Source organism: Streptomyces sp. NPDC047072 (assembly GCF_040643855.1).
In the GTDB taxonomy this organism is placed as follows: Bacteria; Actinomycetota; Actinomycetes; order Streptomycetales; family Streptomycetaceae; genus Streptomyces.
The window spans coordinates 1-13334 of sequence record NZ_JBEYVC010000241.1 but is presented as its reverse complement, the minus strand read 5'-3'; the positions used below and the strand labels follow the sequence as shown (position 1 = coordinate 13334).

The 13334-nt window shown below is 70.9% G+C and carries 6 protein-coding genes; 2 read left to right on the top strand and 4 right to left on the bottom strand.

Annotation, left to right across the window (positions count from 1 at the left end; genetic code table 11):
• Positions 1-7 precede the first annotated feature (7 nt).
• The gene (locus tag ABZ896_RS48815) at positions 8-1288 is read left to right on the top strand and encodes a C40 family peptidase (RefSeq protein ID WP_360944584.1); all 1281 of its coding nucleotides are present in this window, start codon (positions 8-10) and stop codon (positions 1286-1288) included.
• Between the two features lie 165 nt (positions 1289-1453).
• Positions 1454-4357 (top strand): glycosyl hydrolase 115 family protein, encoded by a 2904-nt coding sequence (locus ABZ896_RS48810; RefSeq protein ID WP_360944581.1) that lies wholly within the window; start codon positions 1454-1456, stop codon positions 4355-4357.
• A gap of 3 nt (positions 4358-4360) precedes the next feature.
• Here the strand turns inward: ABZ896_RS48810 and ABZ896_RS48805 are convergent, their stop codons facing one another.
• From ABZ896_RS48805 to ABZ896_RS48790, 4 genes are all read right to left on the bottom strand, one after another.
• On the bottom strand, positions 4361-5839 hold the full coding sequence (locus tag ABZ896_RS48805; protein ID WP_360944578.1) for an MFS transporter: 1479 nt from the start codon (positions 5837-5839) through the stop codon (positions 4361-4363).
• 107 nt (positions 5840-5946) lie between these two features.
• Entirely contained in the window at positions 5947-7392 is a 1446-nt protein-coding gene (locus tag ABZ896_RS48800; protein ID WP_360944575.1) for an alpha-amylase family glycosyl hydrolase, read from the bottom strand.
• Complete coding sequence (locus ABZ896_RS48795) at positions 7389-10073, bottom strand: glucosidase (protein ID WP_360944572.1); 2685 nt, start codon at positions 10071-10073, stop codon at positions 7389-7391. The genes ABZ896_RS48800 and ABZ896_RS48795 overlap by 4 nt, the downstream gene beginning before the upstream one ends.
• Before the next feature lie 116 nt (positions 10074-10189).
• A partial coding sequence (locus ABZ896_RS48790; RefSeq protein ID WP_360944569.1) for a pyruvate carboxylase occupies positions 10190-13334 on the bottom strand: 3145 nt, incomplete at its 5' end.

Genomic DNA, 13334 nt, shown 5'->3' with positions numbered 1-13334 from the left:
GGCGTTCGTGCTGGTCGAGGGCGTTGAGCTGCCCGACGATCTTCGCGGCGGCCTGCTGCGGGGCGACGACGGCGACCGGGATCCGGTGCGGTCGGCGCCGACGCCCGCGAGCACCCCCGCCCAGCGGGACCAGTCCGCCCTGCGCGCCGCCAAGGAACAGGCCCAGGACAAGCTCGCCCGCGCCCGCGACCTGCTCGCCGCACGTACGGGCCGGACCGGCAGGGCCCCGCTGGCGCTCGGCCCCGGCCCGCAGAACGCTCTTCCCGCGGGCAACACCATGGACACCGGGCAGTTCAACATCCCGTTCCCGACCATGGACACCGGACAGTTCAGCGTCGTGACGCCCACGGACACCGGCCAGTTCAGCGTTCCGCAGCCGATGGACACGGGGCAGTTCAACGTGCCCGTCACCATGGACACCGGGCAGTTCAGCGCGGTGACGCCCATGGACACGGGGCAGTTCAGCACCGCGTCCCTCATGGACACCGGGCAGTTCAACATCCCGCTCCCGACCATGGAGACGGGTCAGTTCGAGGTCCCGTACACCGTGACCACCATGCAGCCGCCCGCTCAACCCCCGGCGGACACCGGCCAGTTCGACCTCCCGTACACCGCGAGCGTCGCCCAGCCCGGCAACCGGCTCCTGTCGTTCGAGCCCCTCCCGACCGACATGATGCAGAACACGCAGGCCACGCAGAGCATCCCGGTACTGCAGCCCGAGCCGGCGCCCCAAGCCGTCCAGATTCCCCAGCCCGTCCAGCCCACCCAGGCGATGCCGTTCATCCCGGCCCCCCGCACCGCCCCCGAACCCGCCTGGCAGCCCCAGCAGCCGGCCGCGGCCACCCCCGCCCCGCCCGCAAGCCCGGCGCCGGCGATGGCCCCCGCGATGCCCGCCCCCGTGCCCACCCAGACCGTGGACTCCGGCTACGCCACCAAGGTCATCCAGGTCCTCGCCTTCGCCCGCGCCCAGATCGGCAAGCCCTGCCTGTGGGGCGCGGTCGGCCCGGGGTCGTACGACAACGCCGGTCTCACCCAGGCCGCCTGGAAGGTCGCCGGTGTCGCCCTGCCCCGCACCGCGCCGGAGCAGGCCGCCACCGGCACCGAAGTCCCGCTGTACGCCATCGAGCCCGGCGACCTGGTCTTCTTCCACGACGACCTCAGCCACGTGGGCCTGTGCACCGGCAACGGCATGATGATCCACGCGCCGGGCCCGGGGGCCCACATCCGCGAGGAGTCCATCTACCCGACCGGCGAGTCGATCATCCGCGGCGCGATCAGGCCCGCCTGACACCGGCACGAACCCGGGACACCACTCACCTCACGCACACCTCTGGACTCCCTGCGAAGTCCCCCCTAGGGTTCCTGAGAAAGCGCTTTCTGGCCTGACCATGCCAACCAGGTGGAGCGTCTCGTGCCGCAGCAGCAGTGGACCCGCAAGTCCTTCCTCCGGGGAATGGCCGCCGTCGGCGCGGCTCCCTTCCTGCCCGCCGTCCTCCCGCCCGTCGCCGAGGCGGCACCCTCGGACCGCCCCGCCTTCCCGCTGGCCCAGGACGGCACGGCCGTCGGCATCTTCGTGGACGCGGCGGACGACCCGGCCATCGCCCGCGCGGCCGGCGACCTCCAGGCCGACGTCGAGCGCGTCTCCGGAACCAGACCCGGCCTCCTGCGCGAACTCCCGTCGAACGCCCCGCTATTGATCCTGGTGGGCACCCTAGGCGCGAGCCCCGTCATCGACCGGCTCGCCGCCCGCGGACGCCTCGACGTCTCCCAGGTACAGGGCCGTTGGGAAGCCTCGGTGACCCAGGTCGTCGACCGTCCGGCACCCGACGTGGACCGCGCGCTGGTGATCGCGGGCAGCGACCGGCGCGGGACCGTCTACGGCGTCTACGACACCTCGGAGCGCATCGGCGTCTCCCCCTGGTACTGGTGGGCCGACGTCCCGGTCGAACACCGCGACACGGTCACCGTCCCGTCCGGCACCTTCAAACGCCGGGAGCCGTCGGTCCGTTACCGGGGCGTCTTCATCAACGACGAGCAGAATCTGACCACTTGGTCGCACCGCACCCAGGAGCCGGACAAGAACATCGGCCCGGAGACGTACAAGCGCCTCTTCGAGCTGCTGCTGCGTCTGAAGGCCAACTACCTCTGGCCCGCGATGCATCCGTACTCCGACTTCTTCAACAAGTACCGGGAGAACCCCGAACTCGCCGACCGCTACGGCATCGTCGTCGGCTCCAGCCACCCCGAGGCGCTGCTGCGCAACGGCGTCCACGAGTGGGAGCCGTGGATCGCGGAGCACCCCAACGCCGACGGCAGCGCACCGGTCTACGACTACACGGTCAACCCCGCGACCATCTCCGACTACTGGAGAGCCCGGGCGAGACAGAACGCGGCGTACGAGAGCAGCTGGACGCTCGGCATGCGCGGGCTGCACGACTCGGCGCTGGAGACGAGGTACGCCACCACGATCCCGGAGAAGGTCGTGGTGATGAACGACATCATCGCCGACCAGCGCCGGATCCTCGCCGAGGAGGTCGGCGCGGCCGCCGAGCCGCAGATCTTCATCCCGTACAAGGAGGTCCTGGACCTCTACAACGCGGGCGTTCGGGTCCCGGACGACGTCACGCTGATCTGGCCGGACGACAACCACGGCAACATGCGCCAGCTGCCGAACGAGGCGGAGCGGGCCCGGCCGGGCGGCAACGGCATCTACTACCACCTGTCCTACTGGGGCCGCCCGAAGAGCTATCTGTGGCTGGACACCACCCAAGTGGCCAAGGTCTGGCAGGAGTTGCGGCGGGTGTACGAGCACGGCACCGACCGTATGTGGATCTTCAACGTCGGCGACCTCAAGTCGATCGAGACCGGCCTGTCGTTCGCGATGGACATGGCCTGGGACGTGGACCGGTGGCGGGCCGACCAGGTGGAGGACTTCCTGGCCGAGTGGGCCGGGCGGCAGTTCGGGCGGCGCCACGCCCGGGAGGTCGCGGAGATCCGTACCGAGTACTACCGGCTGGCCGGGGAGCTGCGACCGGAGTTCATCGCCGCCGGACTCCTCTCCGTCGTCCACCACGGCGACGAGGCCGGGCGCCGGATGGGGGCGTACGACCGGCTGCTGGCCCGGGTCCGAGCGGTGGGCGCCGACCTCCCGGACGCGTACCGGGACGCCTTCTACGAACTGGTCGAATACCCGGTGCACGGCGCCTACTTGATGAACCTCAAGTACTACTGGGCGGACCGCAACACGCTCGCCGCCCGCCAGGGGCGCGGGGCCGGGACGAACCGCTTCGCGGACCTGGCACTGGCGGCGCACACGGCGGAGGCCGCGCTCACCTCCCGGTACAACACCGAGGTGGCGGGCGGGAAATGGGACGGGTATATCAATCCCTACCCGTCCCAGATCCCGAAGGCGCCGGGGCGGCCGGCCGTCACCCGGGTGCCCCGGCAGGAGACCTCGGGGCTCGGAGTCGCCGCCGAGGGCAACGAGACCGGCGCGACCCGGCCCCTCTCGTTCTCCTCCTACACCCGTGACCGGCGCTTCGTCGATGTCTTCAACACCGGTTTCCTGCCGCTGGATTGGTCGGTCGAGGTCAGTCACCCGTGGGTGGTGCCGAGCGCGGCCGGTGGCACGCTGACCGAGCAGCGGCGGGTGTGGGTGGAGATCGACTGGGAGCGCGCTCCCGAGGGCACGCAGGACGCCGTGGTCGTCTTCAGCGGCGCCGGGCAGCGCTTCGAGGTGCCGTTGCGGGTGGTCAACGGCCGCAGAAGAGCGCGGGGCTTCGCCGAGGCCCACGGGTATGTGTCGATCGACGCCCGGCACGCCGACCGGAGGGTGGCGCGGGGCGGCTCCCGCTGGGGGACCGTGCCCGGTCTGGGCCGCCGTACCGGAGCGGTCGAGGCGACGCCGTCCACGGCGGCCCCGATCACCGGTGATCTCGCCTCCCTGGCACCGGAGTTGCGGTACCGGGTGCGGTTCAGCAGCACCGGAACCTTCCCTATCACCGTCTTCCGGCTGCCCTCCCTGGACGAGCGCGGGAAGCGGCGGCTGGCGGTCGGGCTCGACGACCAGCCGGTCACCGTGCTGTCGGGACAGGCCGTCGCCACCGGGAACCGCGGGGACGCCTGGGCACGCCAGGTCGAGGACGGCGTCGAGCGGTTGACCACGACGGTGACCGTCACCGAGCCCGGCGAGCATGTCCTGCGGATCTTCATGGTCGACCCCGCGATCGCGGTGGACCAGATCGTCATCGACACCGGTGGACTGCCGACCACCTATCTCGCGCCTCCGGAGAGCTACCACCCGGTGTTCAACCCCGACCCCGACGCCGGTGCGGGGCTGGACGGGCCCGAACTGTAGAGGTCAAGGGCCCGGCATCGGTCCGCCCTTCAGCCGTTCCAGGTCGGACGGGCGGACCTGGATGACCACCACGGCGATCAGTGCGGCGACCACCGTGAAGATCGCGGCCATGACGAAGGCGGCGGAGGCGCCGGCGGTGAGGACCTCGTCGCCCCAGGAGCCCGGGAGTTGCCCGGTGCGGTCGAAGAGGCGGCGTTCGGCCGGGGTGGCCTGGGCCAGGAAGCGCGGGACCTGCTTCTCCGCCTCGTTGGTGCTGGCCGTGCCGAACATCGTGACCAGGATGGAGAGCCCGAGTGAACCGCCCACCTGCTGCGTGGCGTTGAGGAGTCCGGAGGCCGCGCCGGTCTCCTCGGTGGGCACGTTGGAGAGCGCCATCAACGTCAGGGAGACGAACTCCATGCCCATGCCGAGGCTGAAGACCAGCATCGGTCCGAGGACACTGCCCGCGTACGTCGAGTGGACGTCCGTCAGCGTCAGCCAGGCAAGCCCCGCCGCCGCGAGGATCGCGCCCACCACCATGAACGGCTTGGGTCCGTACACGGGCAGGAACCGCGAGGCCAGTCCGGCGCCGACCGCGATCACCGCGCTGACCGGCAGGAACGCGAAACCGGTCGCCAACGGGCTGAAGCCCAGGACGTTCTGGGTGAAGAGGGTCAGGAAGAAGAACATGCCGAAGATCGCGGCCGCGAGGCACAGCATGATGCCGTAGGTGCCCGCGCGGTTGCGGTCGGCGAACATGTGCAGCGGGGTGATGGGCTGCCGGGAACGCTTCTCGACCAGCACGAACACCACGAGCAGGACGACCGCCCCTGCAAAGGAGCAGAGAGTGAGCGTGTCCCGCCAGCCCTCCTGAGCGGCCCGGATGAAGCCGTACACCAGCAGCACCATGCCCGCGGTGGCGGTCAGCGCGCCGGTGATGTCGAAGTTGCCGGGGTGGCGCTCGGACTCGCGGATCCAGCGGGGCGTGGCGAGCGCGATGAGCAGTCCGATGGGGACGTTGACGAAGAGCACCCACCGCCAGTTCAGCCACTCGACGAGGATCCCTCCGGCCAGCAGTCCGATCGCGCCGCCGCCGGCCGAGACCGCGGCGAAGACGCCGAACGCCCGGTTGCGCTCGGGGCCTTCACGGAAGGTCGTGCTGATCAGGGCCAGCGAGGTCGGGGAGGCGATCGCCCCGCCGACACCCTGCAGGGCGCGCGCCGCGAGGAGTTGGGTCTCGTTCTGGGCGAGCCCGCCGAGCAGCGAGGCGAGGACGAACAGCAGCACTCCGCAGATGAAGACCCGCCGTCTGCCGAGGATGTCCCCCGCGCGCCCGCCGAGCAGCAGCAGGCCGCCGAAGGTGAGCGTGTAGGCGTTGACGACCCAGGCGAGGCTGGTCGTGGAGAAGTCCAGGGAGGTCTGGATGTGCGGGAGCGCGATGTTCACGATGGTGATGTCGAGCACCACCATGAGCTGGCAGGACGCGATCACGAGCAGGGCCATGGCGTTCCCACCGCCGCCGGAGTCCGGTGGGGTGGTGCGCGGTGCAGAACGGGCCTGCGGGTCGGTGCTCATGGTCTCCGTACGACCGTACGCCCGTGGCGTGGCCCTCACCACTCGAAGGCGTGGCACCCCCAGGGCTCCAGGGACACGAACAGTCCGGAGTCGGCCAGTTCGTCTCCGTCACGGTCGTACACCTTCCCGTCGAGCAGGTCGGTGAGGCGGTGTCGGCGTCCGCGCAGGTCGTCCCAGGGCAGGGACAGCCGGGCCTGGGCGGGGTGGTCGGAGTCGTTCACCACGACCAGGTGGCGGGCGTCCGGATGCGTCCAGGTCCAGGCGAGCAGGGCGCGGTGGGTGTCGTTGTCGGGCCAGCCCACCGGGGTCAGCGGCCGCCAGTCGCCCCGGCGGACGGCGGCAGCGGCGGGAAGCAGCCGGCCGTAGAAGTCGCGCAACGCGATGTCGGAGGGTTCCTGCGGCCTGCGGTTCAGGAAGACCGGTGGGCGCACCCGGCGGCCCTCGAACTGGCCCTCGTGCCAGAGGGTCGCGCCGGGCAGGGTCGCCACGGTCACGGCGGCCGCGCGCTCCCTGTCCGCGGGGAACACCGCGGCCGCCCGTGGCTCGTCGTGGTTCTCCAGGAAGCGGACCAGGCCGCGCTGGTAGAAGGGGTCGGCGCCGAGGTGGGCGCGGACCGCGTCGGCGTCCTCGTGCAGGAGGCGGTCGTAGAGGCGCTTGTCGTAGCAGTGGTCGAAGCCCTGCTGCTGGAGGGCCCATTCGAGGTCCCAGTAGGCCTCGGCGACGAAGAGGAGGTCGGGGTGGCGGGCGCGGACGCGTGGGATGACGTACGGCCAGAAGTCCTCGGCGGGGGCCGTGCCCGCGCGGTCGCCCCAGGTCTTGCCGAAGATGTCGTTCATGAGCAGCATCGCCATGTCGCAGCGGACGCCGTCGGCCTGGTCGCCGATCGACACGAGCGTCTCGACGGCCGCCGTCCGCAACTCCTCGCTGAAGGCGTTCAGTTGGACCACGTCGGGCCAGGGAGGGAAGTACGGGTCGCGGCCGCGGGCGTAGATCCCGCCCCCGGCCTCGATGAAGTCGCCCGGGGCTCGGGCGAGATCCTCCGCGCTCCCCCGGACCAGACAGTCGGGGCGTTCGGTGAGCCAGGGGTGGTCGGGGGCCACGTGATTGGGCACGTAGTCGAGGATCAACCGCATTCCGCGCGCGGCCAGTCGGGCGCGCGCGGCGGCCAGGCCCTCGGGGCCGCCCAGCGCCGGATCGACGACGTAGTTCCGTACGCAGTACGGCGATCCGGCGATGTCCGCCTCGGTGACATCGGGGAGGGCGTCGCGGAAGGAGGCCGTCAACTCCCCGTTGCTCAGGGCGATCCGGAGCCCGGCCGGGCTGCGTTCCCAGACGCCCATCAGCCAGACGGTGTCGATGCCGGGGAGCACCAGGGAGTCCCATACCTCCTCCGGCACCTCCCCCAGAGTGACCGGACGCCCGTAGCGGCGGCTCAACTCTCCCAGCCAGACAAGGGTGTTGATCTCGTAGATCACCGTCATGACAGCGACTCCCGTCCGCCCCGGTGCCAGTCGTCCGCGCTGATCGCGTGGAACAGGGTGGCGGTGGCCGCGACCAGGCCGGTCCAGCCGGTCTGGTGGGAGGCGCCGAGGCCGGCGCCGTTGTCGCCGTGGAAGTACTCGTAGAAGAGGATCAGGTCCTTCCAGTGCGGGTCCTTGGCGAACTTGGGCTGGGCGCCGTGGACCGGCCGGTGGCCGTCGGTGTCGGGGAGGAAGGTGGCGGTGAGCCGGTCGGAGATCTCCCGGGCGACCTCGTAGAGGTTGAGCTCTCGTCCCGAGCCGGTCGGGCACTCCACGGTGAAGTCGGGGCCGTGGTAGCCGTGCAGGTTGAGCAGGGCGCGGATCAGCAGGAGGTTCATCGGGAACCACACCGGGCCGCGCCAGTTGGAGTTGCCGCCGAACATGCCCGAGTCGGACTCGGCGGGCAGATAGCCGACGCCGTAGGTCTCGCCGTGCACCTCGAAGCGGTACGGGTGCTTCGCGTGGTGGCGGGAAAGGGACCGGATGCCGTGCGGGCCGAGGAACTCCTCCTCGTCCAGCATCCGCGCCAGCACGCGGCGCAGCCGGTCCTCGCCGAACAGGGCGAACAGGAAGCGCCCGTCGGCGTCCGGATCCGCCGGGGCGTGCTGGGTCACGAAGGCCTCGACGGCCGGGTGCCGGTGAATGAACTCCCGTGCCCCCTCGACCAGTTCGGGGAAGCTCCGGTCGACCCGGCCGCCGATCACGCTCGTCGCCGCCAGCGGTATCAAGCCGACCAGGGACCTCACCTTCAGCCGGGTCGCGCTGCCGTCGGGGAGCCGCAGGACGTCGTAGAAGAAGCCGTCCTCCTCGTCCCAGAGGCTGGCGTTGTCCTTGCCGATGCGGTTCATGGCGACGGCGATCCACGCGAAGTGCTCGAAGAGCATCTGCGCCTGCTCGACGTAGACCGGGTTGTCCACGGCGAGTTCGATGGCGATGTCGAGGAGGTTCTGGCAGTACAGGGCCATCCAGGCGGTGCCGTCGGCCTGGTCGAGGTGGCCGCCGGTGGGCAGGGGGGCGCTGCGGTCGAAGACGCCGATGTTGTCGAGGCCGAGGAAGCCGCCCTGGAAGACGTTGTTGCCGTCCACGTCCTTGCGGTTGAGCCACCAGGTGAAGTTCTTCATCAGCTTCTGGTAGGCGTTCTCCAGGAAGGAGCGGTCGCCGCGGCCGGTGCGGTGCTTCTCCAGTTCGTAGACGAAGAGGACGGCCCAGGCGTGCACGGGCGGGTTGACGTCCCCGAAGTTCCATTCGTACGCCGGGATCTGGCCGTTGGGGTGGAGGTAGAGGCGGCGCAGCAGCAGCTCCAACTGGCCCTTGGCGAAGCCGATGTCGACCATCGACAGGGCGAGGGTGTGGAAGGCGAGGTCCCAGGCGGCGAACCAGGGGTACTCCCAGGTGTCCGGCATCGACATGACCTCGTCGTTGACCATGTGGTACCAGGCGCTGTTGCGGATACGGGGGTCGGCGCCGAGCGGGTCGACGCCGTGCTCGGCGAGCCAGCGCTCGACGTCGAGGTAGTAGTACTGCTTGCTCCACAGCATCCCGGCGAGCGCCTGCCGGACGAGCCGTCGCTCCTCGTCGCTCATGCCGTCGGGGGTGACACCGGCGTAGAAGGTGTCGGCCTCGGTGCGGCGGAGGTCGAGCACGACGTCGAACTCGCCCCAGGGATCCATGAGTTCGGCGTCCGTCAGACGCAGACGGATGCGGGCGCTGTCTCCGGCGGGGATCGTCAGGACGTGGTGGACGGCGGCCTTGGTGCCGGTCTGCGCGGGGTTCACGGCTTCGTGAAGGCCCTGGACGACGTACCGGTCGATGCCGTCCTTGACGTACGGCGTGGTGTTGGGGCTGCCGAAGACGCGCTCGTTGTCGGTCTCGTTGTCGGTGAAGAGGGCCGACCCGCCGTCGAAGTACAGCCTGCGGGTGCCGAGTTCGTCGTGATCGGCCCGGACGGCTCCCTCCGTCGCGCACATCGAGGGCACCGCCGTCCCGCCCGCCCACGACCAGGTGTGCCGGAACCACAGGGTCGGCAGGAGGTGCAGGACCGCCTCGTCGGGGCCTCGGTTGTGCGCGGTGATCTCGATCAGCAGGTCCTCGGGGCCCGCCTTGGCGTACTCGACGAACACGTCGAAGTAGCGGTCCTCGTCGAAGATCCCGGTGTCGAGCAGCTCGTACTCGAAGTCCTGGCGGCCGCGCTCGCGGTTGACGGCCACGAGGTCGCCGTAGGGGAACTCGCCCTGCGGGTACTTGTACAGGTACTTCATGTACGAGTGGGTGGGCGTGTTGTCGAGGTGGAACCAGTACTCCTTCGCGTCCTCGCCGTGGTTGCCCTCCGCGTTGGTGAGGCCGAACATCCGCTCCTTGAGGATGGGATCGCGGCCGTTCCACAGGGCGAGCGCGAAGCACAGGCGCTGCTTGTCGTCGCTGATCCCGGCGATGCCGTCCTCGCCCCAGCGGTAGGCGCGGGAGCGGGCCTGGTCGTGGGTGAAGTACGACCAGGCGTCGCCGTTCTCGCTGTAGTCCTCGCGGACGGTGCCCCACTGACGTTCGCTCAGGTACGGCCCCCAGCGTCGCCAGGGGGCCGTGCCCGCGTCGGCTTCGGCCAGCCGTCGCCGTTCGGCGTCCGGTGTGCCGGTGTCAGTCGCCATCGCCCGTCCTCCTCGCCGCCCGGGACATGCACCCAGACTCAGCGCACCGACATGAAGCCGCAATGGCGGTGCGCTATATGGAAGCGGGCGTCACCGTTCCGGAGCAGCCCCCGGGGTCAGCCGATCTCGACCAGCAGGTCCCCGCCCTCCACCTGCTGCACCTTGTTGATGGCGATCCGGGAGACCCGTCCCGACTTCGACGCGGTGATCGTGGCCTCCATCTTCATCGCCTCGATGGTGGCCACGGTCGCCCCGGCCGTCACCTCGTCGCCCTCGGCGACCGCGAGGGTGACCACACCGGCGAAGGGCGCGGCGACATGGCCCGGGTCGGACCGGTCGGCCTTCTCCGTGGTCGGGAGGTCGGAGGAGGCGGCGACGTCACGGATCTGGATGGGCCGCAGCTGGCCGTTGAGCGTGGACATCACCGTGCGCATGCCCCGCTCGTCGGCCTCGCCGATCGCCTCCACGGCGATGAGGAGCCGGACACCGGGCTCCAGGTCGACGGCGTACTCCTGGCCCGGGCGCAGACCGTAGAAGAAGTCCTTGCTGTCCAGGAGGCTGGTGTCGCCGTAGGTCTGGCGGTGCGTCTCGTACTCGCGGGTCGGGCCGGGGAAGAGCAGCCGGTTGAGGGTGGAGCGGCGGTCCTTCTCCAGGCCCGCGCGGTCCTCGGCGGTCAGTTCCTGGACGGGCTTGGCGTCGGCGCGGCCCTGGAGGGCCTTGGTGCGGAAGGGCTCGGGCCAGCCGCCGGGCGGGGTGCCCAGCTCGCCGCGCAGGAAGCCGATGACCGAGTCGGGGATGTCGTAGCGGTCGGGGGTCTGCTCGAAGTCGGCCGGGTCGACTCCGGCGCCGACGAGGTGCAGGGCGAGGTCGCCGACGACCTTGGAGGACGGGGTGACCTTGACCAGGTGGCCGAGGATGCGGTCGGCGGACGCGTACATCGCCTCGATGTCCTCGAAGCGGTCGCCGAGGCCGAGCGCCACGGCCTGGGTGCGCAGGTTGGACAGCTGCCCGCCGGGGATCTCGTGGTCGTAGACGCGCCCGGTCGGGGAGGCGAGACCCGCCTCGAAGGGGGCATACACGCGGCGGACGCTCTCCCAGTAAGGCTCCAGGTTCCCGACGGCCCGCAGATCCAGCCCCGTGGGCCGCTCGGAGTGGTCGGTCGCCGCGACGAGCGCGGTCAGGGAGGGCTGCGAGGTCGTCCCGGCCATGGAGGCGACCGCGCCGTCCACGGCGTCTGCGCCCGCCTGGATGGCGGCCAGGTAGGTGGCGAGCTGGCCGCCGGCGGTGTCGTGGGTGTGGATGTGGACCGGCAGGTCGAACTCGCGGCGCAGGGCGGAGACGAGCTTGGCGGCGGCCGGAGCCCTGAGCAGGCCCGCCATGTCCTTGACGGCCAGGACGTGGGCCCCGGCCTCGACGATCTGCTCGGCGAGGCGGAGGTAGTAGTCGAGGGTGTAGAGGCGCTCGTTCGGGTCGGACAGGTCCGAGGTGTAGCAGAGGGCGACCTCGGCGATGGACGTGCCCGTGGCGCGTACGGCCTCGATGGCGGGGCGCATCTGGCTGACGTCGTTGAGGGCGTCGAAGATGCGGAAGATGTCGATGCCGGTCTCGGCGGCCTCCTGCACGAAGGCGTCGGTCACCTCGGTCGGGTACGGGGTGTAGCCGACGGTGTTGCGGCCGCGCAGCAGCATCTGGAGGCAGATGTTGGGGACGGCCGCGCGCAGGGCGGCGAGCCGCTCCCAGGGGTCCTCGGCGAGGAAGCGCAGGGCGACGTCGTAGGTCGCGCCGCCCCAGCACTCCAGGGAGAGCAGCTCGGGCAGGGTGCGGGCGACGGCCGGGGCGACGGCGAGCATGTCCTTCGTACGGACGCGGGTCGCGAGCAGCGACTGGTGGGCGTCGCGGAAGGTGGTGTCGGTGACGCCGATGGTCGGGGACTCGCGCAGCCAGCGGGCGAAGCCCTCGGGGCCCAGTTCGGTGAGCTTCTGCTTGGAGCCGGCGGGCGGCTCTCCCGCAGAGTCCACGCGCGGCAGCTTGGTGACCGGGTCGATCAGGTCGGGCCGCTCGCCGTGCGGCTTGTTGACCGTCACGTCGGCCAGGTAGGTGAGCAACTTCGTGCCGCGGTCGGCCGAGTGACGGGCCGTCAGCAGGTGCGGGCGCTGCTCGATGAACGCCGTGGTGACATGGCCCGCCTGGAAGTCCGGGTCGTCCAGCACCGCTTGCAGGAAGGGGATGTTGGAGGCCACACCGCGGATGCGGAACTCGGCGACGGCACGCCGGGCCCGGTTGACCGCGGTGGTGAAGTCCCGGCCCCGGCAGGTGAGTTTGACCAGCATCGAGTCGAAGTGGGCGCTGATCTCCGTACCGGCGTGGGTCGTTCCGCCGTCGAGGCGGATGCCCGAGCCGCCGGGCGAGCGGTAGGCGCTGATGCGGCCGGTGTCCGGGCGGAAGCCGTTGGCGGGGTCCTCGGTGGTGATACGGCACTGGAGGGCCGCGCCGTGCAGCTGCACCGTCTCCTGGGAGAGCCCGAGGTCGGCGAGGGTGGCGCCCGCCGCGATCCGCAGCTGCGCCTGGACGAGGTCGACGTCGGTGACCTCCTCGGTGACCGTGTGCTCGACCTGGATACGCGGGTTCATCTCGATGAAGACGTGGTTGCCGTCGCGGTCGAGGAGGAACTCCACGGTGCCCGCGTTGCGGTAGCCGATCTCGCGGGCGAAGCGCACGGCGTCGGCGCAGATGCGGTCGCGCAGGGCCGGGTCGAGGTTGGGCGCGGGGGCCAGCTCGATGACCTTCTGGTGGCGGCGCTGGACCGAGCAGTCGCGCTCGTAGAGGTGGATGACGTTGCCCTGGCCGTCGGCGAGGATCTGCACCTCGATGTGGCGGGGCTCGACGACGGCCTTCTCCAGGAAGACGGTCGAGTCGCCGAAGGCGGAGGCGGCCTCGCGGGCGGCGGCCTCGATGGACTCGCGCAGCTGGGCGGGGTTCTCGACCCGGCGCATACCGCGGCCGCCACCACCGGCGACGGCCTTCACGAAGACGGGGAAGCCGATCTCGTCGGCGGCCCGGACCAGCTCGTCCACGTCGTCCGAGGGCGCCGAGGAGCCCAGGACCGGCACTCCCGCGGCGCGGGCGGCGGCGACCGCGCGGGCCTTGTTGCCGGTCAGTTCGAGGATGTCGGCGCTCGGGCCGACGAAGGTGATGCCCGCCTCCTCGCAGGCGCGCGCGAGTTCCGGGTTCTCGGAGAGGAAGCCGTAGCCGGGGTAGACG

Coding starts and splice junctions, on each gene's coding strand:
- ABZ896_RS48810 (WP_360944581.1), top strand. CDS start 1,454: ATGGCCGCCGTCGGCGCGGCTCCCTTCCTGCCCGCCGTCCTCCCGCCC.
- ABZ896_RS48805 (WP_360944578.1), bottom strand. CDS start 5,839: ATGGCCCTGCTCGTGATCGCGTCCTGCCAGCTCATGGTGGTGCTCGAC.
- ABZ896_RS48800 (WP_360944575.1), bottom strand. CDS start 7,392: ATGACGGTGATCTACGAGATCAACACCCTTGTCTGGCTGGGAGAGTTG.
- ABZ896_RS48795 (WP_360944572.1), bottom strand. CDS start 10,073: ATGGCGACTGACACCGGCACACCGGACGCCGAACGGCGACGGCTGGCC.